This window comes from Pseudoflavitalea sp. G-6-1-2 (assembly GCF_012927185.1).
Lineage (GTDB): Bacteria > Bacteroidota > Bacteroidia > Chitinophagales > Chitinophagaceae > Pseudobacter.
This window is the reverse complement of sequence record NZ_JABBGB010000001.1, coordinates 1,686,732-1,708,681: the sequence shown is the minus strand read 5'-3', so window position 1 is coordinate 1,708,681 and position 21,950 is coordinate 1,686,732. Positions and strand designations below refer to the sequence as shown.

Here is a 21,950-nt window from a genome sequence, read left to right as displayed (position 1 = left end):
ATGCGATCAATTATGCTGACTGTTCTATGCCTTACCGGCATGGCAGTAGCCGGACAAAACTACCAGGCATTGAATGGCTCTTCATATGCCGGCAGTTTAGGTACCGGAAATAACCCGGCCTCCATTGTGAACACTCCCTGGAAATGGGACCTCACCGTATTTGGCATACAGGCAAAAGCTGTAACCAATGCATTGACTGTACGCGATTATTCGCTGATCTCACCTCCCGGAGATGCAGCTGTTCAGATGAACAAAAAATCGCAGGCCAAATATGCCAGCTTCAATTACAATATCAACCTGCTGAATGCAAGGTTCGCCATCAATAAACAATCCGCAATTGCAGCAGGATTGAATTTCCGCGGTTACACCCGTGCCAATACCAGCAGGTTCGCCTGGCAGGACACCCTCCGAACCCTCGATCGCTGGCTCTTTCTCAACCAGAACAATATTCCGCTTACAGGAGATGTGATCAGCAGCCACTGGGTGGAAGTCTTTGGCACATATGCAAGAACCATCTTCAACAATGAGCAGGGACGATTGAACGCAGGTATAACAGTAAAGCTTACACGAGGATTAGGAGGCGGCTACAGCAATATCAGAAGCGGCGAAATAGAACTCGTTCCCAATCCCGGTGGCACAGAACCAACTTATCGTATCAAGGGACTGGCAGCGCTTTACGCTTACTCATCCAACTTCGATAAATGGAACAATGATCTCTCCACCAATACCAACATCAATAATTTCATTTCCAATTCACATGGTGGCATTTCGTTTGACTTCGGTGCCGAGTACCTTATCAAAGAATCGGGCATCGGCTCATTCAACGATGAAGAAGATGAGTACTGGGATTACAAATGGAAGATCGGCGCATCACTGCTAGATCTCGGATTCAATCAATACCAGTACAGCCGCAACAGCAGGCTGTTCGCTGATTTGAAACCCAATATCGAAGGAACCGACTTCGATCAGAAGTTCGGATCGGTGAAGGGCATCAAAGGGTTCAACGACAGTGCAGCATCGCTCTTCAATTCGGTACGTGTACCTACGGGAGAGTTCAATATCATCAATCCTACCAGACTTGTACTGAATGTTGATCGCTGGATTACGCAGGCCTTCTACATAAACGGAGAAGTATCACTGAACCTCACACCGCTTGCGGGGAAGGGCAGATTGTACATGAAAGAAATGAACCTGCTCACCATCACACCCCGATGGGAAACAAAAACGTTTGGCGCATACCTGCCCGTGCAGTGGAATGCAGAGAATAAATTCTGGGTGGGCGCGGCAGTGAAAGCTGGCCCTGTTGTATTCGGATTGCATAACCTGGGCTATATATTCTCGAAGAAGAGCATGCAGAATGGAGGAGGTTATCTGGCATTGATCATCAAACCAGGAAAGAAGAAAGGCTCTACTTCGAACGAGAAAAAGCGAAGCAGAAACCTGCGGCAATATCAGTGTCCTGTTTGGTAAGCGGTAAAGCAATTGCTCTGCCGGGTCTGCCGTTGAATGCCGGTCCTCCGGCACTCCCGCTCTAAACGACAGATTTCCCGCACTCTACACTGCCCCGGAGCATTCTCCCCGGAGATGGGATATCAATGTATATTTCATCGCGCAAATAAACTTTCAATATATTTTGAAAGTTCAGAATTACACTCTAAATTTGTATCAATCTTTCTATATTTGAAAAAATTGCCCGGTTATGAAATTAGCAGATGCACGTAATGAGTTTATTGCAAAATGGGGTGCCTTCGGTTCACACTGGGGGATCAACCGCACGATGGCACAGATTCATGCATTGCTGCTGATCAGTGCGGAACCGCTTAGCCAGGATGATATCATGGAACAGTTGAACGTAAGCCGTGGCAATGCCAATATGAATATCCGCGAGCTGATCGACTGGGGACTGGTAGATCGTGTGATCATTTCCGGCGAACGCAAAGAATACTTCGTTGCAGAGAAGGATATCTGGAAAGTAGCTACCCAGATAGTGAAGGAAAGGAAGAAACGCGAACTCGATCCCATGATGAAAGTGATTGAGTCGCTGGAGCATGTGGAAGGAGATAAGAAAGACCCTGCGTTCAAACAATTCAATGAAACCATTTCCGGAATAAAACATTTTGGAAAGCAGGCAGATAAAATGCTCGATGTAATGGTGAAGGCCGATGAGAACTGGTTTATCGGCAGCCTGATGAAGTTCTTCAGGTAACAGGTGTTTGTTGATCAGTAAGATCTCTTTGTATGAAATTTTTTAAGAAACTGGATCTGATTATTCTGCTGCTGTTGATTTTCGGTGCAAGCATCATTCATGTTCTTAAAGGTAACGTCGATTCTGTCTTCAGCTCTCTGTTTATTTCTGCTCCGCTGGCCGTAGGGTGGCAGATCGTTGGAATTGTGGTGCATTTTATTGTTGTCAAAAAATATGAAAGCTTCCGGATTGGCCTCCTTGTTATGAATGTATTGCTGCTCCTTACAATCTATATTGTATGTTATCGTGTGCATGTTTTCAGTGTGCTGGATAATTTCTCTAACGCTATTTCGGTCTTTCTTTCGGCTTTGTTGATTGCTGCTATATCAACCTTCGCTTACATAACACTTACAGTAGGGGATATCAAAAGATTCAATCGTGTATATCAATCAACTGCTGCACCGGAAAAGGAAATCATAACATCAAATTAATCTGACATTTCCCTGATCAACATATCAAACCGGTCTCCGGTTTTTTTAACCCTGCAAACTTTCAAAACTTATTGAACTTATGAAAAATAAACGGATCATAATCGCAGGAGGTACCGGCTTCATCGGCCAGGAACTCGCCCGCCACTTCGGGAAAGAAAACCATGTGGTGATCCTCAGCAGGAAATCATCTCACTCTTCCAACAACCGTTATGATGATTCAATGATCAAAGCTTCCGACGGATACAATATCACCTACTGGAGATGGGATGGCAAAACCGTTGAAAAACACTGGGCAAGCGCCATTGACGGAAGCGATATCGTAATCAATCTCGCAGGGCAATCAGTTAACTGCCGCTACAATAAAAAGAATCGCGATATCATTCTTCGCAGTCGTGTGGATGCCACCACAGCACTGGGACTTGCTATCAGTCAGGCAGCACACCCTCCCAAGCTCTGGATCAATACTGCTTCTGCCACCATTTACAGGAGCGCCAGTGATCGTCCTCAGGACGAATTCACCGGAGAGATCTCCGAGGAGAAAAACAAAAACATGCCCTACTCTATCCTCGATCGTTGCAGAAGAAACTGCAAAAAGAGTTTCGCTGCATTGAGCAAAGGCAAAGACTCGGCAGATTACAAAGACCTTGACAAAGATTTCTCCATTCAGGTATGTCTCGCATGGGAACGCGCCATCAATGAAGCAACAGTGCCCCACACACGAAAAATAATTTTCCGCACAGCAGTTACTTTGGGCAGTGGCGGTGTGATGGTGCCTTATTTCAACCTCCTGAAATTCGGGCTCGGCGGAAGACAGGGCGATGGTAAACAGATGTACAGCTGGGTACATATCCATGATGTTTGTGCAGCCATTGAATGGTGCGAAGCCAATGCATCTATGGAAGGCGTGTATAATCTCGCGGCGCCTAATCCTGTTTCCAATATGGCTTTCATGGCAACGCTCCGCAAACTAACCGGTCATGTTATAGGATTACCTGCGTACAAATGGATGCTCGAACTTGGAGCAGCAGTGATCGGTACCGAAACCGAACTCATTCTCAAAAGCAGATGGGTACTGCCTTCCAGATTATTGCAATCCGGGTTTCAGTTCCAATATCCCTATCTCGACCAGGCATTCGGGGATATTCTTCAACAAACCAAACCCAGCCGTTATCATCTCTTCAAATGAACAATGTACCGGCAAAAATTGTAATATTAGCGTATGAAAACTCCAAAGAAAACACTGGTAATCGGTGCCTCCAATAATCCGGAACGATACAGCTATCTGGCTGTGAACAGGCTCCGCAGTGCGGGTCACCCTGTGGTGGCCATTGGTCTCAAGCCGGTAACGGTAGCAGATGTTGAAGTCGAAACAGAGCAAAAACCTTTTGAAGGAGTGGATACAGTTACGTTGTATCTGAATCCAACGCGGCAAAAAGATTACTACGATTATATCCTTTCATTGCATCCTTCGCGCATCATTTTCAATCCCGGTGCCGAGAACGAAGAACTTGCTGAACTGGCAAAGCAGAACGGCATTCAGACCATGGAAGCCTGTACGCTGGTATTGCTGAGCACCGGCCAGTTCTAATATATTAGTGAGTCCAGATCATAGATTGCGGATTGATGTGTACATGATGTTTCTGTGCCTCCCCGAATGTATTGAAAGATGGCTTTTTCCCTTCACACACTTCCTCCCAGGCAATGAACATTTGTCTGGCAGAAATTATGGGTTGCATTCTTCCTACACCTGTACAGAATCCCGTTATTGCAACGGATGAAATATGTGGATGCTGAAGCGCAGCTAAAAGCGCAGCCTTCATTGCGAGATATGCATTGACGGATGTATCGATATTAAAATTGGTAGGTATGCGCATGGTGGGCGCAGAAATCAGGTATGGAATAAGCTTATCCCCGGTTTCAAGTACCATGGCTCTTCCCACTAACAACTCTCCTTCAGGCAGCTCCCTGATCTGCTGTTGCAGTCTTTTCTCAAGTTCCCACCCTAGTCTTTCCGAAATGGCATAATCAACGCCGCCATCCATAAAGCCAAATGAGTTTGCCGGACTCACTATCGCATCACAATTCATTGCAGTAAGGTCTCCTTCGATAATGCTAACACCTTCCTTTCCTTTAAAGAATTCCTGCCAGGCCGAGATCATTCTCGGATTCATATCCGTGAGTATTACTTTCATGTTCGGGATTTGAGCATGGAAAGATCCAAAAATTCTGAAAATGCATAACAGGTTTCTTAATACGGATTGCTCTCACAAACAAATCGCTATCATTTCATTTGATTTTAATCAAATAACATCCTGCCACACACTATTTCTCCCGATATTGCGTTAACGGGTACGTATCCTTATTTTTTTGTATTCCTTATCCCGGCTAACATATCGTAGAAACTGACCATTCCTCCTTTTGTTCGCCAGCTTGCTGATCGTACCCTAAGAAAGAGTTATCCAATTATCATTCGTAAAAACCTGTAGCATGAAACCATTCTACTCAGGCTTAGTGGTATGTCTTATACTTACCCAATCTGCAAGTGCGCAGCAACATCTTCAGGTGGAGCAGCAGGCCGAACCAAAGGCAGCTGTATTCACAAAATACCCTGGCAAATTTGAAATCGATGCAGACCAGCTGCAGCGTGTGTTTTCGGCCAACATCAAAGACAGTGTAACTATTCAGCTTTCGCGCAACCACCAGTTCAAAGGTGTGGTGCTCGACAAGGTTCAGCAATCCCCCAACGTTACGAGTATCAATATCCGCTCTGCGCAATTCTCCGGAGCGATGATGCATCTTAGTCTGAATACCGCACCAGATGCGGATCAGCCGATAAGAGGCCGCATCATCCATCCCAGAAAAGGCGACGTGATGGTATTGACGAAGGAAGACAAAAAGTACTTCCTCGTAAAGGAAGAGCAACAGTTCTTCCTGGCTGAATAGCTGCCATCCACAGCACCGACCATACCTCTGAAAACACACTATCCGATTACTCCAATTCCGCGTATCTATGAAAGGCATTATATCCATGCTCCTGATCCTGGGCTGCGTACTGAAGGGTACAGCTCAGACACCAAAACTGAACAGCTATCCGAAGGCTACTGCCACTGTGTTCATCGACTTTGACGGACAGGCAGTGCGAGGCTCCGCCTGGAACTGGGACGGCCCTATCGATGCACTTCCATCGGGCTTTTCGCCGGAAGCCATCACTGAGATCTTCAATCGTGTTGCGGAAGATTACCGCATCTTCAATATCAATATCACTACCGATTCCACCGTGTTCTTTAAAGCGCCGGCAGCTACGCGTATGCGCATGATAGTTACTCCTACCTGGGAATGGTATGGCAAGAAAGTGGGCGGCGCCAGTTATGTAGGGTCTTTCAAATGGGGCGACGATACGCCGGGCTGGGTATTCAGCGGGTTGCTTGGCAACAACGTAAAATCTGTTGCGGAATGTGTTTCGCACGAAGCCGGCCATACGCTTGGATTACAGCACCAGAGCACCTGGAGTGGCGCCTGCGTAAAAACGCAGGAATATGCTGATGGAAAAGGAACCGGACAAATCGGCTGGGCGCCCATCATGGGGGTTGGTTACAGCAAGAACCTCACCACCTGGCATACAGGTACCAGCTCCAAAGGCTGTGATAAGATCCAGAACGATATAGACGTGATTGTAAAATCGAACAGCTTCGGTCTGCGCGATGATGAACACGTAAGCACCTTAACCGGTGCAACTCCTGTAACACTGATGGGATCTGAGTTTACAGCCACCGGCATCATCAATACAAATGATGATAAAGATGTATTCACTTTTGAGGTTCACTCTGCGGCCAATTTCCGCATCAATGCAAACCCGCAGAGTATCGGGCCGGGGAACGAAGGCGCCAATCTCGATATAAAAGTTTCCTTGCTCAATCATCGCGGTGATACTGTAGGGAGATACAATCCTGCAGAACTGCTGAACGCAGGTGTAGACAGCACGCTGAATCCCGGCGCTTATTACCTGGTGGTGGATGGCGTTGGCAATACCAATCTCAACGAATCTACCAGCCTTGGCTATTACGCAGTAACAGGAAGCATCAATCAGGTGCTGCCCATTTACAAATTCCAGCTAACGGGCAATGCTGGCAACAACCGCCACGAACTCAACTGGATCTACGAAGCAGACGAGCTGGTAAAAGCAGTGAACATTCAGTATTCTGCAGACGGGCAAAACTTCAGCAACCTCGTAACACTGAACACACAAACCAGAACATTCTCCTGGAAACCCAATACACAGAAACGATTGTATTATCGTGCGCAGGCCATCACTGTAGTCGATGAGCGGGCTTACTACTCCAATATGATCACCCTTCAGCCGAAGAACGATCAGGGCATTAAACTTCGCAGCAATCTCATCAACAATGTAATCGAGTTGACTACCGGTAAGGAATATGCGTATTCGTTAATGGATCAAACCGGTCGGCTGTTGCAACAAGGCAGAATAAACGCGGGGCTGAACCGTATCGATGTAACCACCACTCAGAAAGGGGTTCTTTTATTGCGCTTACAGGCTGAAAATGAGTCCCATAGCGAGAAGTTAATAAAACAATAACGATACATGCTTTTGGTATTGAGCGGGTTTTTCGGTAAATTACGAAAACCCGTTTTTATATGCTATGGAGAAAATTTAATGGCGATCTGATCGATCTTCCTATCATCGATGCTGTTGAAATGGCCATCAGACGTGAAACTGAAAAAGGGTTCCATCTGAAAGTATGCATCGGTACCGATTCGCAGGTGAAGGGTATCGAAACTGAATTTGCTACCGTTATTGTTTTTCTGCGCGAAGGACATGGTGGATTCATGTTCATTCACAACGACAAAACAAGGCAGCAATACAGTATCAAAGAACGCATGCTGGTGGAAGTGGCCAAGAGTATCGAGATTGCGTATGAACTCTGCAACCTGTTCACAAAGTATAACGTGGATATGGAAGTACATGCAGACATCAATACCAATCCGCACTTCAAAAGCAACGATGCACTGAAAGAAGCAATGGGCTATATACTTGGAATGGGCTTTGCCTTCAAAGCCAAGCCAGAAGCCTTTGCCAGCAGCAGTTGCGCCAATAAGATCGTAAACTAAAAACCCTCGCTCGTCTGCGGGGGTTTTTAGTTTTATGTTGAGAAGATCTCTCGACGGTGAATTTATTGCTCTGGATTTGCGAATGCGTGATTGCATTCTTCGATAAATCCGAGGATCTTATCGCGTCCCATTTTCTTTTCGGCGCTCGTTACAAAATGACGGGGCAAAAACTGCCAGGTCTTACGCATCGCATCCAGAAATGATTTCACATTCTTGGATACTTCTTTCTGTGTTTCTTTATCTGCTTTGGTGAAGGTGAGTGCAAAAGGGATCTCCCATTTGCCGAGGTTGTTCACAAAATCGAGATCGATTTTCTGAGGTCCGTGACGGCTGTCGATCAGCAGAAAGACATTCACCAGGTTCTCGCGCTTGCGCAGATAATTCTCGATCATCTGCTCCCAGTTGTTGCGTTGCTTCTGGCTTACTTTGGCGAAGCCATAACCGGGAAGATCCACGATAGACCATTTCTGCTCTCCAATGAACTGGCCGCGGCTGTTTCTCTCTGCCCCCGTTTCCTGCGAACCCGACACACTTTCGATATCGAAGAAATTGATCAGCTGCGTTTTGCCGGGAGTTCCGGAAGTCTTTGCCAGTTTCGACTGATTGGTGAGCATGTTGATCAGTGAGCTCTTGCCCACGTTGCTCCGGCCGATAAATGCATACTCCGGTTTGTCGCCCTTAGGGCAGTCTTTAATGTCTGGACAACTGATGAGATAATTCGCCGATTTGATCAACATGGTACTCCAATTAGGGCTGCAAGATACGGATATGCTGTATCTTCGCCCCCGCATGGCAAAGTTTACGCACGATACGATTGTTCCCTTCGACCAGTCTAAACAGGGAAAGAAAGAGCAGGTAGAGGCAATGTTCGACCAGATCGCAGGCCGGTACGACCTGCTGAACCGTTTTCTCAGCATCGGAATAGACAAAGGATGGAGGAAGAAAGCTATCCGTCAGCTGAAAGATATCCAGCCTAAGCGGATACTCGATGTGGCCACCGGAACCGCCGATGTAGCCATCATGACCCAAAAGATACTCCAGCCCGAAAAGATCACGGGAATCGACATTTCCGAACAGATGCTGGCGGTTGGCCGCCAGAAGGTTGCCAAACTGGGGTTAAATCAGCAAATCGAGCTCCTGAAAGGCGATTCGGAAGCAATAAATTTTCCGGACAATTCGTTTGATGCCGTAACGGTGGCCTTTGGTGTACGCAATTTCGAGGACCTCGACAAAGGGCTTTCAGAAATGTACCGCGTACTGAAACCGGGAGGCCGCGCCATAATCCTCGAATTCTCTAAACCAAAACAGGTTGCTTTTAAAGGATTATACAACTTATATTTGAATGTAGTTGCCCCCAAAGCAGGGCAATGGTTGAGCAAGAATAAAGACGCGTACCAATATTTAAATAACTCAGTAAAAGCATTCCCCGAAGGCGAAACATTTCTACACATTTTACAACAAGCCGGGTTCTCCGATACAAGGCTAAAAAGGTTGACTTTAGGCATATGCACAATTTACTGCGGCAACAAAAAAGCCAGCTGATTCGCCTGGCGTACATATTGGTACTACTCTCAGCTTCTATGAAAGGAATGGCACAGCGCGAGCTGAACCTTCCCAATCATGATGAGAAAAAATATTACCTCGGTATTGCACTGATGTACAATACCAGCCGTTTCAATGTAAGCCATCATCCCGCGTATATGGGTCAGGATAGCGTATCCGTAGTGGATCCTGAAAATGCAGGCGGCTTCGGGCTTGCAGGCATTCACACCTACCGCCTTTCTGAGCGCTGGGAGATCAGGGCCATCTTCCCACAACTGCTGTTCTCTTACAAGAACCTCACCTATCACTTGAAGAATCCCGATCCGGTGAAGGAAGAACAGAAAGTAATGACCAAGAAAATAGAATCCATTCAGCTTGGTCTTCCCGTTCATATCAAGTTCCGCTCAGACCGCATCGATAATTTCCGCGTATATATGTTTGCGGGAGCGAAGTTCGAATACGATTTATCTTCCAACTCAACCGCACGCCGCGCAGAAGATCTGGTGAAACTGAAGAAATACGATTTCGGAGTGGAAGCCGGTATCGGTTTCAACTTTTACTTCCCGGTATTTATTCTTTCTCCGGAGATCAAGATCAGCAATGGCCTGATGAATGTTCATAGCCGCGATGCGAACCTGAAATACTCCAGCACTATCGACAAGCTGCAGTCGAGAATGATCATTTTCTCATTGATATTTGAGGGATAAGCGAACCGGAGACAACTTTTCCGTATCGCCATGCGTTGTGCTATCAACACACCCCCTTGCTATGAAAAAGTATTACTGGCTTGTAGCCGGATTGCTTTGCCTGGCCATCAGCTGCTCGGAATTTGGAGTACCCGATCCAAAAGAGGAAAGAGCATTCTGCGGCAACGCCCTGATACCCGACTCCGTTAGTTCTTCAGACATTGCACATGGCAGCAAACTTTTCAATGACAATTGCACCACCTGCCATCATATTTCAAAAGATCTTGCAGGTCCTCCCCTTTTCCATATCACCCAAAGGTTGAAGCAGATAGATCCTGAACATCCGAAAATGTTATACGATTTTACCCGAAACAGCACCACTGTGATGCGGGAAGGAAATATTTATTTCGGAGCCCAGTACCTTTACTGGAATGGTTTGCGTCAGAATTATTTTCCTGTTATTACCGATGAAGAACTCCGGGTGATCTATGCCTACATCGACCAGATTTCGGGTAGAGGTGATTACAAGCCTTCAGAGTTGAAAACCTACGCTCCTTATTTTGACAGTTGCCTTGAAAATCTGATGAAAGCAGGTTATCTCATCTCCTGGGACGAAACAATGCGCATGAAAGGCACGCTGGTAATAAGACACAAGAGCAGGCTAAAAATTGAACAGTTCAAAAAGAACAGCAGCGCTGAATTCACAGCCAATGATAAATGGGAGAAGGGGATGCACAAGCAGCTGGGTACTCGCCTGAATGATCTCGCTCACAGTAGTACTCCATATAAAGTATTTTTCAAAGATCCCAATGATGCTGTGCGATGTGGATGTGCTTCAGAGAGCCCATCGGAACTCCGGAAGTGACAGTAGAGCAATTGACGAATACGGATAATATCGATGCGAACAGGTATCAATTCAACATCAGTGCCTGGGGATGGCAGAATGTAGACATGCTCACAACAAAAATGAAGGGAGAAGAAACAGAGATCAGTGTGCAGATTCCCCAGGCAAAAGACAATGCAACAGATGTGTATCTCGTAGTTCCGGGCATCCGCGTTTTTCTTGCAGGAGCAAGGCGTGCAGAGAATGGTGAGGTGTTTTATTTTATCGATCCTGCTTCAGAACTATCACTTCCCCAAAAACAGAAAGCATTTATTATTGCGATGACAGAATCGGACAATAGCATGCTTTTTGGAAAAACAGATTTCATCACCGGAGGGCGGCAGCAGATTCAGCTGAGCCTGAAAGCCGCTACAGCAGCGGAGATCAATGACGTGATCAGTGAAACAGATGCTGCCGATCTGCAGATCAGAGCTAAAGAATCGAAGAATGCAGCCGAAGCGAAATCGCTGCAGAAAGAAAAAAAATCTATCGACTCATTGAAGCCCGCAAACTGCGATTGCGATAAGGTTCTCCGCACATACGTACACTTGTAAGCATTGTGATCGATCCCTACGACAACAATCAAAGTAGTTCAATACCTTTTGTGATCAAAAATGTAAACAATGTGGGCAAAACTTTTCGAACAAATATTATGTAGCGAATAAAAAATCATTAATTTTACATCATAGGATAAGGTTTAATGGTTAATGGTATTTGATTAGTGAACTGCCGCCCACAAGCGGCAGTTTTTTTATGTCCCTACCTCAATAATCTCCACGCTAATTGTCTCAATTTCAGCAAAATACAATCCCTGGTCTTTTCAATTACGCGTTAAGCTTACGGTAATATTTAACCAGTCCTATTGTCGGGTTTGCCCTGAATTTCCAAAACAGGGACAAGAAAAAGCCGGAACAACAGCTCCGGCTTTTTATCCGGATGCTTCATCCGGAAGTAAGTTTTCTTCTTTTTTGGTTCAGTAATTCAACTGAACAAACTCAATAGTCGTATTCCCGGCGCATCATATTCATGCGGATGCCCAGCGAAAACAGGTTCGTTTTCTGATCGGGAAATACATTCGCTGTGAGTTTTCTGATCATCACAGATCCATCGATAAACAGGTTTTCTTTCAGTTCGTAAGACACTAAGAGTTGTGCATTGAAGCCAGTTGATCTCGGCCCTGCAGGTAACTTGTATCCATAGTCGCCATGCGAACGCGTATCATTGGTTTTGAAAATGTCAGTCCCGAAATTGCTTTTCGCAGTATCTACTCCCTGCTTCCAGAAAATCAATCGTGCAGAAGCAGTAAGCTTCGGAATCGGCTGATAACGGATGATACCGATCGCTTCGATGAAGTTTGCTCCCAGCGGATGCGCCATCGGCTGATTGTAATGCGTGTATGTTGAAATGGAATCGTAGTGCGAGTAGGTGAACGGACGCACCAGATTCAATTCACCCTGCAGATCGAGGTTATTGATCTTGAAGGCATCGATATATTTTCCTCCCAGCTGTATACCGAATTTATTTCCCCACCATCCCTTACCGGCTCTGAGCTCACTCTGCTTGAATTCGTCGATCATCCACTGACCATAGAACTGCAGCTTCTTCGCTACATTGGCTTTGAAGTCGAAGCCCACCATAGCATTGTCTGCACTACCATTCTGTTGCTCAGACACGCGCAGGAACATAATCGGATTGAGATAAGTGAAGTCGAAATGATTTCTTCTTCCAAACACCACCGATTCGAATATTCCTACATTCAGCCATTTGGTAGCCTGCAGGCTGAGGTGACGGATGGCTGCATATTTTTTATCGAGCAGCTTATCTCCGTTATTGATACCTGGTGTAGTAGGGGTGAGTTCCGTCCAGATATTGGTGTAGTTGAATTTCCAGATCCTGGTGCTGATCTTCAGAAACAGATAACTGTTGCCGAAGTCGCTCAGAAAGAGGCTGCGGTAGCCGTTTCCGATGAACATCTTATCGTATCCGAACTGAAAATCGAGGTACTTCGCAGCAGTGAAATTGATAGAACCTCTTGCATCGAAATAATCCGTGCCGGTGGTTTTGTATCTTTTGTAGAACCCTACGCCGGGTACGGCATTCATGGCAGCAATCCTCTGCTGCACAAACAGCGGCCCACGTTCCTGGTTATCGGTTACGTAGGCGGAGAATCCGAGCCGGTCGGCAATCATACCCCGCACTGAAATACCCTTGGTATTTACAAAGGGGCGTTTGCCATCATAATCTGTCTGCTCGGAGATCTGTCCCTGAAACACCGGGTTTACCGCCAGGAAGAAATCCTTCTCATTTACTTCAAACAGATTGGCCTTGGTTTTATAAAAAGTATTCCAAACGCTTTTGCGGCTGTTGAAACTGCTTTTATCGCCTTCCACCCATTCACTGTTATTCATCAGCACACTTTGCAGATTGTACTGATCGACCTTTGAAAGCTGCAATGCACCTGACCTGTAAAGAGAATCCGCAAGCTCGCTCGTTCTTACTGCCGTGCGCCTGTTGAGGCTTTTGGCGGATTCTATATTCAGACTCAGATTGGACTGAAGCTTTATCTCCAGCCTGTCGAGAAAAGCCTGATGCTTATTGCTCTGCTGCAGATAGGTGCTTTGGGACCAGGAAATGAAGGGAATTATTGTAATTGAAAGGCCGAAAACGGTTTTTACAATAAATTGCATGTTGGATTGTTTATTAAATTGGCTTTTGAAATTCAAGTTATGCAAAATTACCTGATAAAGAACGCAATAGTAGTGAATGAAGGCAAAATGGAGGCCAAAGATGTGCTTATCATGAATGGAAGGATAGAAAAGATCGGCAACAGTATTCAACCATCAGTGGCCGTTACGGAGATCAACGGAGAAGGCAAATACCTGCTGCCCGGAGCCATCGACGATCAGGTACATTTCCGCGAACCCGGTCTCACCCATAAAGCCAATATCTATACCGAAGCCAAAGCAGCAGTAGCCGGTGGGGTAACCACCTTCATGGAAATGCCCAATACCGTACCTCCCGTATTTACACAGGAACTGCTCGAAAACAAATACCAGATCGCATCGCAGACATCACTGGCCAATTACTCTTTCTACATGGGTACCAGTAACGATAATGCCGATGAAGCGCTTCGTACCAACGACCGCAAAAATGAAATCGCGGGCATCAAAATATTCATGGGATCCTCTACCGGAGGATTGCTGGTAGACAATTATCTCACCATCGACAAGATCTTCCGCGAGAGTGAAGTGCTCATTGCCACACACTGTGAAGATGAGAAGATCATCAAAGAAAACTTCGAACGGCTCAAGGCAGAGAAAGGCACACTGGAACCAGCTGATCATCCCATCATCCGCGATGAGAATGCCTGCTTCGAAAGCAGTTTCCGCGCTATCCAGATAGCCAAGAAATATAATACACGACTGCACATTCTGCATATCAGCACCGAAAAAGAACTGCAACTGTTCACCAATATGCTTCCGCTCGAAGAGAAGCGAATCACAGCCGAAGTATGTGTGCATCACCTGCATTTCACCAGCAACGATTATGCGCAGAAAGGCAATCTCATCAAATGCAACCCGGCCATCAAGGCGCCGCATAACCGTGAAGCGCTCTGGCAGGCACTGTTAGACGACAGGCTCGATGTAATAGCCACCGACCATGCCCCGCATACCTGGGAAGAAAAAGAAGAGCCCTATGAGAAAGCTCATGCAGGTCTCCCCTTGGTTCAGCATTCATTGCTGCTGATGCTGCACTACGTGAAGCAGGGGAAGATCAGCCTCGAAAAAGTAGTGGAGAAAATGAGCCATGCCGTAGCAAAATGTTACCAGATCGCAGACAGAGGATTCATTCGCGAAGGATACCACGCAGATCTGGTACTTGTAGACATGAACCAATCGACCCTTATCAGCAAGGCAAACATATTGTACAAATGCGGCTGGAGCCCTCTCGAAGGATTCACCGCTCCCGCAACCATCACACATACCTTCGTAAACGGGCATCTGGTGTATGGAAATGGGGAGTGGAACGAATCTCAGAAGGGACAACGGCTTTTGTTTGCACGTTAACCCTCATCCCGGTCATTTATGCAGATTGACAACACAACCTTTAACGACTTATCCATTTTTCAGCACGAAGAAGAATTCTCCATCTTCCACCGCCTCAATTTCACCCAAACGGTGGAAGGAAGAGAATGGTTGCTGAAGTATTTTCTCAATCCTTTCAACGATCCGCAGCAGATTGCACAAACGCAGCAGATACTGAAAGTGATACTTGCCAATCTCAGCAAATGGCCCACCAGCATTTCAAACGGAACGCTGATGGTGATGGAAAGGTTTTACGATACGGGCATCGACAGCATACCCTCTCCGGGTTTTCTCAATGCATTCACCTATCGTGTTTTTCACGTAGCAGATTATTCGCTGGTGAGATATTCCATTTCCCATTTCGGCGATTTCGTGAAAGGAATGGATACTCTCATCAATTTCTTCGATGAAAATGAAGTGCCCCTGCTCGTGCGCAGCTACCTCCATCGTGCAAAAGACCTGCTCAATAAACCGATACTGAAAGAGCTGATGCAGCGCAACAGCACCAAAAAACTCGAACCGCGCGAAGTGGTGTATTATGGCGGCTTTCTCAGAGATCATTTTAAATCGCAGGCGCTTGAACTGATCAGCATTTATGGCCGTTTCGATGCATGGTATTCCATGGCAAGGGCCATGCAGCATTTCAAACTTACATTCCCTGAATTCATCGATTCGCCACAGGCTGCGATCGATGCAAAGCAACTCTATCATATACTATTGCCAACACCGGTAAGCTATGATGTAAGGATGGATAAGGAAAGCAATTTCCTCTTCCTCACCGGAGCCAATATGGCCGGCAAGAGCACGTTCATCAAAGCAGTAGGATCTTCGGTATACCTCGCACATCTGGGTATGGGCGTGCCTGCAGAACATATGCGCCTCACCATCTTCGACGGATTGCTAAGCAATATCAACGTGATGGACAACATAGTGAAAGGAGAGAGTTATTTCTTCAACGAAGTGCAGCGCATCCGCGATACCATCATCCGCATCAACGATGGAAAGAAATGGCTGGTGCTTATCGACGAACTCTTCAAAGGCACCAATGTGCAGGATGCCATGAAGTGTTCATCCACCGTAATCAAAGGACTCATCAAGATCAGGAGCTCACTTTTCATTCTCAGCACACACCTCTACGAAATCGGAGAAGAACTGAAAGTATTTCCAAATATTTCATTCAGATACTTTGAAACGACAGTATCCGGCGACCAGTTGCATTTCAGCTATCAGCTGAAAGAAGGCATCAGCAACGACAGGCTCGGCTATCTCATTCTCAAAAGAGAAAAGGTAGTGGAGCTGCTGGAGAAACTGTAACGGCGAATAACTCTTTAAACACTTATTCAATGAAACGCAGCATTGTACTGCTCCTGGCATTGTGCATCCTTGGTCCACTGATGGCCCAGCGCCCCGGCAGCCTCATAGACATTGCCTCTTACAAATACGAAATTGAACTGAACGATCTGAATAACCAGATCCAGGGAAAAGCCACCGTAAATGCCGTGATGTTGCAGAAAAGCGATCTGCTGATGCTCGATCTGGTAAGCACCAATCCATCCGGCAAAGGAATGACGGTGAGTGCAGTCACTGAAAATGGCAAACAGCTTTATTTTACTCATCTCCGCGACACACTCCGCATTGCACTCGGCGCCACAGCCAATAAAGGAGATACCAGGCAGCTGGTGATCACCTATGGTGGCGTGCCTGCAGATGGATTGATCATCGGCAGGAATAAATTCGGACATCGTGGTTTCTTCAGCGACAACTGGCCAAACCGCGCACGTAACTGGATTCCCTGCAACGATCATCCCTCCGATAAAGCTGCGGTGGAGTTCATCATCACTGCACCGGATCATTATCAGGTAGTGGCCAATGGTGTTCAGATCGAAGAAACCAATCTGGGGGATAAAAAGAAACTCACTCACTACAAAGAAACAGTGCCGCTGCCTACCAAGATAATGGTGATCGGAGCAGCTGATTTTGCCGTGCAGTACCAGGGCGATGTGAACTGTATACCCGTGTATAGCTGGATCTATCCCGATGCAAAAGAAAAAGGCTTCTACGATTACGCACTCGCGAAAGATATCCTCGCTTACTTCATTAAACTGGTTGGTCCATACGCATACAAAAAGCTCGCGAATGTGCAATCCACCACCATGTTTGGTGGCATGGAAAACGCCAGCGCAATTTTCTATGCAGAGAATTCCGTTACCGGCACACGAAAATGCGAATCGCTCATTGCACACGAAATAGCACACCAGTGGTTCGGCAATATGGCTACAGAGGCCGACTGGAGCCATCTCTGGCTCAGCGAAGGCTTTGCCACTTACATGACCATCTGGTACTTCGAGAATACGCATGGCACTGACACAGCCACCTTCATGCGCAAAAAAGACCGTGAGGCCGTGCTCACTTTCAGCAGAAAATACAAAGAGCCGGTGATCGATAAATCTGTAACCGATTACCTGCAACTGCTCAATGCCAACTCCTATCAGAAAGGCGGATGGGTATTGCATATGCTGAGACGCAGCATGGGCGACAGCGCCTTTCTCAAAGGTGTAAGAAATTACTACAGTGAATATGCAGGTAAGAATGCCACAACAGAAGATCTGCAGCGTGTAATGGAGCAGGCATCGGGGAAAAATTTCAAAAGATTCTTTCAGCAATGGTTGTACACATCAGGACAACCCGTACTGAATATCCGCTGGAAATACGATGCAGCCAAACAACTGATCAGCGGAGTGATAGAGCAGCAGCAAAACACGGCCTTCGAGTTTCCGGTAGATCTGGCATGGACGGAAGAAGGCCAGTCGCAGCCGACAGTGATTTCGCTGATGGTGAAAGACAAAACCACCACCTTCAGTTTTCCTGTGAAGGCGAAGCCTGCCGGCTTTGTGATCGATCCCGGAGTGAACCTGTTATATGAAGGAAGCGCAACAGAAGAAAAATAAGGCAATCAGAAAAAACTATATCATCCCGATGCAACACTGCTTCGGGATTTTTTTTGCAGGGTTTCTATCCTCCCTTGTTGTAAGATAACCGCGAAAGCAGTAAACTAACCTAAATAGGCATACGAAATACAGGTCATTTCCCACGCAACTATCTTCGCTTCCAAACTTATCCTCATGCTGGTAAAAACTTTCGGAAGCGCCGTTCATGGAGTAGATGCCATTACCATACAGGTTGAAGTGAATGAGATGGCCGGTACTTCCTACTATCTGGTGGGGTTGCCGGACAGTGCTGTGAAAGAAAGTTTCCAGCGTGTGGAGAGCGCGCTCAAACACAACGGTTACTTCATGCCCCGCCGCAAGCTGGTGATCAACCTCGCGCCCGCGCATATACGAAAAAGTGGCACCTCTTTCGATCTGGCCATTGCCATCGGCATACTTGCAGCCACAGAACAGATACCTGCTCCGGAACAGTTATCCGGCATAGTTCTGATGGGAGAACTGCAGCTCGATGGCAGCCTGCTTCCTGTGAAGGGAGCGCTACCCATTGCCATCAATGCCAGAAGGGATGGATTCAATGCACTCTTCATTCCTCTCGCCAATGCCCGCGAAGCGGGTATCGTAGAAGGATTGAATGTTTATGGCGTACATCATCTCAATGAAGTGATTGCTCACCTTCGCGGCGAACATCCTATTGCTGCCACCATCACAGATACGGTAACAGCATTTGCACAAAGCCCGTCGGAAACAGATTGTGATTTTGCAGATGTAAAGGGGCAGGAAAACATCAAGCGGGCATTGGAGATTGCAGCAGCGGGTGGGCATAATGCTATTCTTATCGGTCCACCCGGAGCAGGTAAAACGATGCTGGCAAGACGGCTTCCTTCTATTCTTCCGCCCCTGACCATCGAAGAAGCCCTCGAAACCATGCGCATCTATTCGGTAACGGGAAAACTCCCGGCAGACAATTCCCTCATCACAGCAAGGCCGTTCAGATCGCCTCATCATACCGTTAGTGATTATGCGCTTGTTGGCGGCGGGAGCTATCCACAGCCCGGAGAGATTTCGCTTGCGCACAATGGCGTACTCTTTCTCGATGAGTTCCCCGAATTCAGAAGAACAGCACTGGAGGTGATGCGTCAGCCGATGGAAGAAAGAAAACTCACCATTTCACGGGCAAGGATATCCGTAGAATTTCCGGCCAGCTTTATGTTGCTGGCAGCAATGAATCCCTGCCCCTGCGGCAATTACAATCATCCTGAAAAAGCCTGCACCTGCCATCCGGGTGCGGTGCAGAGATACCTCAGCAAGATTTCAGCTCCGCTGCTGGATCGCATAGACCTGCACGTGGAAGTAACACCCGTTCCTTTCAGGGATCTGGAAATTGAACAGGCAGCAGAATCATCCGCGCAGATCAGAGCAAGGGTGATCGGGGCCAGAGCATTACAGGCCATACGATATCAGGAAATACCCGGCGTGTATTGCAATGCACAGATCAGTGGAAAAACATTCCGTAAAGCATGTGTAGTGGAAACGCAGGGGAAACATTTATTGAAGGCTGCGATGGAAAAGCTGAAGCTATCTGCCAGAGCTTACGACAGAATACTCAAGGTAAGCCGCACCATTGCAGACCTGGCAAATTGCAAAGAGATCGCGGCCGCTCATATTGCAGAAGCTATTCAGTACCGGAGTCTCGATCGGGAGAACTGGGGAGAGTAAAGCCCCTGAAACTCAGTTAAGATTTTTCACTGAAGGTATCCACTGTTTTGATGTGGTGGATGCCATCACTTCTTCACCGGAATTGAATATGCGGGAGAAGATGAGTTGAAATGTTTGTGCGGCTGTTTTACGCACAATGCGCATATCCAGCCAAAAATTAGCATTGCGGACGTAAAAGGCATCGAACTGATAGCGATGGAAAATGCTTTCGAAATTTTTAGTGGGACCTCTGTATCCTCTTACCTGCGCCAGGCCTGTTATACCTGGCTTCATCATATTTCTGAACTTGTAATTGGAGATCACGGAAGAGAAGGCATTGCAATCGGCGTGCATATGCGGACGTGGCCCTACTACGCTCATTTGTCCTGACAAAACATTGAAAAATTGTGGGAATTCATCAAGATTGGACTTGCGTAGAAACTTTCCGATTCTCGTTATTCTGGCATCACCATCAGCTGCCTGTTTAGTGTTGGCCTGAACATTTACTACCATGGTGCGAAATTTCAGGCATTTGAAACTTTTCCCCCATCGGCCAACTCTTCTTTGAACAAAAAATACGGGGCCATTTGAATCCAGTTTTATCAGGATAGCAATGATTGGGAATAACCAACTGAGAACGAATACTATAATTAATGAAGAAAAGAAAATATCGAAGATTCTTTTAACAACTAAGAAACGTTGTTTCTGTTCCACATACGAGCGTAAGGTGATACTCTCTGCTTTTATTCCGGTTTTTCTGGTAAAGGAATGAACCGGCTTTGGTAGAATTATCATAACTGCATCAATACTTTTACGTCAAAAGACCATTAAAAATTAATCCTACGCCTAGTCAGGCAAATAAAACGATTTTTCTCAATTTCCCCTTCCTTTCAGGCGTTGAAGAATTGTTAAAAAAAGCATCATATCCGATGATAATGATCATTTTATGTGACAGCACTTAAAGCTTAAACGTTGCGTGCCTAAGATTATTTTTGAACCTGCCTCAATAATTCTGACTGTGGGGGGATGCAATATTAATGCCTGATCACTGCATTCAGGAATATAATCCGGATAGGATTGCGATGATTCTTTCTGACGCTTTACCATCCCATAACTCGGGTATGCCGCCTTTTTTCCATTTGCCCTCCATTATCTTTTCAAGCTGCGGTGCAATTGCTGCCGGATTGGCTCCGATCAGTTCATTCGTTCCGATTGTAACGGTTTCAGGCCTTTCTGTACTGTTACGCAAAGTGATGCATGGGATCCCCATTACCGTAGTTTCTTCGGTTATACCTCCACTGTCTGTGATCACCGCTTTGGCTTGTTGTACCAGGTAGTTGAACTGCAGGTAAGACATTGGTTCGGCCAGTACCAGATTGGGGGGCATCACGATCCCTGATTGCTCAATGTTTCTGGCAGTACGCGGATGAACAGGGAAAATTACCGGCAGGTCTTTTACACTTTCCATAATTGCCTGAATGATAGCAAAGAAGTGGGTAGGATCGTCTACATTGGAAGGTCTGTGAAGCGTCAATACAAAATATTGCTGTGGCTTCAGTTCCTTTTCAGCATAAATTGCTGGTGGAGTGAATCTCGGCTGGTGTTTGAGAAGGCTGTCGATCATTACATTTCCTACAAAATGCACCTTACTGTCTGGCACACCTGATTTTTGCAGATTTTCATTGGCTGTATGAGAGGTAGTGAAGAAATGATCAGTAATGGCATCGGTAACCATTCTATTGATTTCTTCCGGCATTGCAAGATCGCCGGAGCGAATGCCGGCTTCTACATGCGCCACATCAGTCACCATCTTCTTGGCAACAATTGAACAGGCAAGTGTAGATGTTACATCACCCACTACCAATACACAATCTGTGGGATTATTACGCAGATGCTCTTCAAACCGCACCATGATGTTGGCAGTCTGTTCGGCCTGTGTGCCCCCCCCTGCTCCCAGATTATCATCGGGTTCACTGATACCCAGTTCCTTAAAAAAACTCTCGCTCATATTGCGGTCATAATGCTGACCAGTGTGCACTAAACGGTAATCAATTTTCTTCTTTCCGGAATTATTGTGCGCTTTAATAGCATCAATCAGCGGAGCGATCTTAATAAAATTCGGGCGGGCGCCAGCGATCAGGGTAAGTCTCATATAGAATAAATGTTAGCCAACGAGGGCAGGAACCAAAAATTTGTGCAAAGCTAACAGGATTCAGGTATTCTCCCAATATTACTTCCCGGCTTGCTTTCAAAGCCTGCTTCAGCTTATCTTCGCACCTTTGTCAGCTACTATTTCCAAAAACCAGAC

Annotated in this window: 21 protein-coding genes; 16 read left to right on the top strand and 5 right to left on the bottom strand. The window is 46.4% G+C overall.

All coding sequences use genetic code 11. The features are described from left to right. From HHL16_RS07110 to HHL16_RS07090, 5 genes are all read left to right on the top strand, one after another. Complete coding sequence (locus HHL16_RS07110; RefSeq protein WP_169424436.1) at window positions 1-1,470, top strand: hypothetical protein; 1,470 nt, start codon at window positions 1-3, stop codon at window positions 1,468-1,470. Window positions 1,471-1,699: 229 nt separating this feature from the next. Continuing rightward, window positions 1,700-2,206: a MarR family transcriptional regulator gene (locus HHL16_RS07105; protein ID WP_169424435.1), complete on the top strand. Its 507-nt coding sequence runs from the start codon at window positions 1,700-1,702 to the stop codon at window positions 2,204-2,206. Between the two features lie 32 nt (window positions 2,207-2,238). Further along, the gene (locus HHL16_RS07100; protein ID WP_169424434.1) at window positions 2,239-2,676 is read left to right on the top strand and encodes a hypothetical protein; all 438 of its coding nucleotides are present in this window, start codon (window positions 2,239-2,241) and stop codon (window positions 2,674-2,676) included. A gap of 79 nt (window positions 2,677-2,755) precedes the next feature. Then, window positions 2,756-3,862, top strand: coding sequence for a DUF1731 domain-containing protein (locus tag HHL16_RS07095; protein WP_169424433.1), 1,107 nt, complete (start codon window positions 2,756-2,758; stop codon window positions 3,860-3,862). Between the two features lie 33 nt (window positions 3,863-3,895). Beyond that, window positions 3,896-4,264 carry a CoA-binding protein gene (locus HHL16_RS07090; RefSeq protein ID WP_169424432.1) on the top strand — a complete coding sequence of 123 codons (369 nt, stop codon included), beginning with the start codon at window positions 3,896-3,898 and terminating at the stop codon, window positions 4,262-4,264. 4 nt (window positions 4,265-4,268) lie between these two features. Here HHL16_RS07090 and HHL16_RS07085 read toward each other — a convergent pair whose 3' ends face one another. Next, window positions 4,269-4,868 (bottom strand): macro domain-containing protein, encoded by a 600-nt coding sequence (locus HHL16_RS07085; RefSeq protein ID WP_169424431.1) that lies wholly within the window; start codon window positions 4,866-4,868, stop codon window positions 4,269-4,271. A 295-nt stretch (window positions 4,869-5,163) separates the two neighbouring features. On the opposite strand from HHL16_RS07085, the gene HHL16_RS07080 reads away from it, so the two are divergent. From HHL16_RS07080 to HHL16_RS07070, 3 genes are all read left to right on the top strand, one after another. After that, complete coding sequence (locus tag HHL16_RS07080; RefSeq protein ID WP_169424430.1) at window positions 5,164-5,619, top strand: hypothetical protein; 456 nt, start codon at window positions 5,164-5,166, stop codon at window positions 5,617-5,619. Between the two features lie 67 nt (window positions 5,620-5,686). After that, on the top strand, window positions 5,687-7,270 hold the full coding sequence (locus HHL16_RS07075) for a T9SS type A sorting domain-containing protein (protein ID WP_169424429.1): 1,584 nt from the start codon (window positions 5,687-5,689) through the stop codon (window positions 7,268-7,270). A 59-nt stretch (window positions 7,271-7,329) separates the two neighbouring features. Beyond that, window positions 7,330-7,803 carry a ribonuclease H-like YkuK family protein gene (locus HHL16_RS07070; RefSeq protein WP_169424428.1) on the top strand — a complete coding sequence of 158 codons (474 nt, stop codon included), beginning with the start codon at window positions 7,330-7,332 and terminating at the stop codon, window positions 7,801-7,803. A 62-nt stretch (window positions 7,804-7,865) separates the two neighbouring features. Here HHL16_RS07070 and yihA read toward each other — a convergent pair whose 3' ends face one another. Continuing rightward, window positions 7,866-8,540, bottom strand: a complete 675-nt coding sequence (yihA, locus tag HHL16_RS07065; protein WP_169424427.1) for a ribosome biogenesis GTP-binding protein YihA/YsxC — start codon at window positions 8,538-8,540, stop codon at window positions 7,866-7,868. A gap of 52 nt (window positions 8,541-8,592) precedes the next feature. Here yihA and ubiE point away from each other — a divergent pair, with 52 nt between their 5' ends. From ubiE to HHL16_RS07045, 4 genes are all read left to right on the top strand, one after another. Continuing rightward, entirely contained in the window at window positions 8,593-9,345 is a 753-nt protein-coding gene (gene ubiE, locus HHL16_RS07060) for a bifunctional demethylmenaquinone methyltransferase/2-methoxy-6-polyprenyl-1,4-benzoquinol methylase UbiE (protein ID WP_169424426.1), read from the top strand. Between the two features lie 38 nt (window positions 9,346-9,383). Beyond that, complete coding sequence (locus tag HHL16_RS07055) at window positions 9,384-10,052, top strand: outer membrane beta-barrel protein (protein ID WP_240965882.1); 669 nt, start codon at window positions 9,384-9,386, stop codon at window positions 10,050-10,052. A 61-nt stretch (window positions 10,053-10,113) separates the two neighbouring features. Next, entirely contained in the window at window positions 10,114-10,896 is a 783-nt protein-coding gene (locus HHL16_RS07050) for a cytochrome c (protein WP_169424424.1), read from the top strand. Then, the gene (locus tag HHL16_RS07045) at window positions 10,854-11,468 is read left to right on the top strand and encodes a hypothetical protein (protein WP_169424423.1); all 615 of its coding nucleotides are present in this window, start codon (window positions 10,854-10,856) and stop codon (window positions 11,466-11,468) included. The genes HHL16_RS07050 and HHL16_RS07045 overlap by 43 nt, the downstream gene beginning before the upstream one ends. 441 nt (window positions 11,469-11,909) lie before the next feature. Here HHL16_RS07045 and HHL16_RS07040 read toward each other — a convergent pair whose 3' ends face one another. After that, window positions 11,910-13,601, bottom strand: coding sequence for a hypothetical protein (locus HHL16_RS07040; protein ID WP_169424422.1), 1,692 nt, complete (start codon window positions 13,599-13,601; stop codon window positions 11,910-11,912). 39 nt (window positions 13,602-13,640) lie between these two features. Between HHL16_RS07040 and HHL16_RS07035 the strand changes: the two genes are divergently transcribed. The 4 genes from HHL16_RS07035 (at window position 13,641) to HHL16_RS07020 (ending at window position 19,663) form a co-directional block, all read left to right on the top strand. Then, window positions 13,641-14,981, top strand: a complete 1,341-nt coding sequence (locus HHL16_RS07035) for a dihydroorotase (protein ID WP_169424421.1) — start codon at window positions 13,641-13,643, stop codon at window positions 14,979-14,981. A gap of 18 nt (window positions 14,982-14,999) precedes the next feature. Continuing rightward, on the top strand, window positions 15,000-16,313 hold the full coding sequence (locus HHL16_RS07030) for a DNA mismatch repair protein MutS (protein WP_169424420.1): 1,314 nt from the start codon (window positions 15,000-15,002) through the stop codon (window positions 16,311-16,313). 29 nt (window positions 16,314-16,342) lie between these two features. Then, window positions 16,343-17,947, top strand: a complete 1,605-nt coding sequence (locus HHL16_RS07025; RefSeq protein ID WP_169424419.1) for a M1 family metallopeptidase — start codon at window positions 16,343-16,345, stop codon at window positions 17,945-17,947. Between the two features lie 174 nt (window positions 17,948-18,121). Further along, window positions 18,122-19,663 carry a YifB family Mg chelatase-like AAA ATPase gene (locus HHL16_RS07020; RefSeq protein ID WP_169424418.1) on the top strand — a complete coding sequence of 514 codons (1,542 nt, stop codon included), beginning with the start codon at window positions 18,122-18,124 and terminating at the stop codon, window positions 19,661-19,663. Between the two features lie 12 nt (window positions 19,664-19,675). Here the strand turns inward: HHL16_RS07020 and HHL16_RS07015 are convergent, their stop codons facing one another. Beyond that, on the bottom strand, window positions 19,676-20,437 hold the full coding sequence (locus HHL16_RS07015) for a sugar transferase (protein WP_169424417.1): 762 nt from the start codon (window positions 20,435-20,437) through the stop codon (window positions 19,676-19,678). Between the two features lie 259 nt (window positions 20,438-20,696). Beyond that, window positions 20,697-21,794 carry a UDP-N-acetylglucosamine 2-epimerase (non-hydrolyzing) gene (gene wecB, locus HHL16_RS07010; RefSeq protein ID WP_169424416.1) on the bottom strand — a complete coding sequence of 366 codons (1,098 nt, stop codon included), beginning with the start codon at window positions 21,792-21,794 and terminating at the stop codon, window positions 20,697-20,699. Between the last annotated feature and the right edge of the window lie 156 nt (window positions 21,795-21,950).

Bases quoted from the DNA above. Each gene is read 5' to 3' on its own strand.
- HHL16_RS07110 (WP_169424436.1), top strand. From the start codon at position 1: ATGCGATCAATTATGCTGACTGTTCTATGCCTTACCGGCATGGCAGTA.
- HHL16_RS07105 (WP_169424435.1), top strand. From the start codon at position 1,700: ATGAAATTAGCAGATGCACGTAATGAGTTTATTGCAAAATGGGGTGCC.
- HHL16_RS07100 (WP_169424434.1), top strand. From the start codon at position 2,239: ATGAAATTTTTTAAGAAACTGGATCTGATTATTCTGCTGCTGTTGATT.
- HHL16_RS07095 (WP_169424433.1), top strand. From the start codon at position 2,756: ATGAAAAATAAACGGATCATAATCGCAGGAGGTACCGGCTTCATCGGC.
- HHL16_RS07090 (WP_169424432.1), top strand. From the start codon at position 3,896: ATGAAAACTCCAAAGAAAACACTGGTAATCGGTGCCTCCAATAATCCG.
- HHL16_RS07085 (WP_169424431.1), bottom strand. From the start codon at position 4,868: ATGAAAGTAATACTCACGGATATGAATCCGAGAATGATCTCGGCCTGG.
- HHL16_RS07080 (WP_169424430.1), top strand. From the start codon at position 5,164: ATGAAACCATTCTACTCAGGCTTAGTGGTATGTCTTATACTTACCCAA.
- HHL16_RS07075 (WP_169424429.1), top strand. From the start codon at position 5,687: ATGAAAGGCATTATATCCATGCTCCTGATCCTGGGCTGCGTACTGAAG.
- HHL16_RS07070 (WP_169424428.1), top strand. From the start codon at position 7,330: ATGCTATGGAGAAAATTTAATGGCGATCTGATCGATCTTCCTATCATC.
- yihA (WP_169424427.1), bottom strand. From the start codon at position 8,540: ATGTTGATCAAATCGGCGAATTATCTCATCAGTTGTCCAGACATTAAA.
- ubiE (WP_169424426.1), top strand. From the start codon at position 8,593: ATGGCAAAGTTTACGCACGATACGATTGTTCCCTTCGACCAGTCTAAA.
- HHL16_RS07055 (WP_240965882.1), top strand. From the start codon at position 9,384: ATGAAAGGAATGGCACAGCGCGAGCTGAACCTTCCCAATCATGATGAG.
- HHL16_RS07050 (WP_169424424.1), top strand. From the start codon at position 10,114: ATGAAAAAGTATTACTGGCTTGTAGCCGGATTGCTTTGCCTGGCCATC.
- HHL16_RS07045 (WP_169424423.1), top strand. From the start codon at position 10,854: ATGTGGATGTGCTTCAGAGAGCCCATCGGAACTCCGGAAGTGACAGTA.
- HHL16_RS07040 (WP_169424422.1), bottom strand. From the start codon at position 13,601: ATGCAATTTATTGTAAAAACCGTTTTCGGCCTTTCAATTACAATAATT.
- HHL16_RS07035 (WP_169424421.1), top strand. From the start codon at position 13,641: ATGCAAAATTACCTGATAAAGAACGCAATAGTAGTGAATGAAGGCAAA.
- HHL16_RS07030 (WP_169424420.1), top strand. From the start codon at position 15,000: ATGCAGATTGACAACACAACCTTTAACGACTTATCCATTTTTCAGCAC.
- HHL16_RS07025 (WP_169424419.1), top strand. From the start codon at position 16,343: ATGAAACGCAGCATTGTACTGCTCCTGGCATTGTGCATCCTTGGTCCA.
- HHL16_RS07020 (WP_169424418.1), top strand. From the start codon at position 18,122: ATGCTGGTAAAAACTTTCGGAAGCGCCGTTCATGGAGTAGATGCCATT.
- HHL16_RS07015 (WP_169424417.1), bottom strand. From the start codon at position 20,437: ATGATAATTCTACCAAAGCCGGTTCATTCCTTTACCAGAAAAACCGGA.
- wecB (WP_169424416.1), bottom strand. From the start codon at position 21,794: ATGAGACTTACCCTGATCGCTGGCGCCCGCCCGAATTTTATTAAGATC.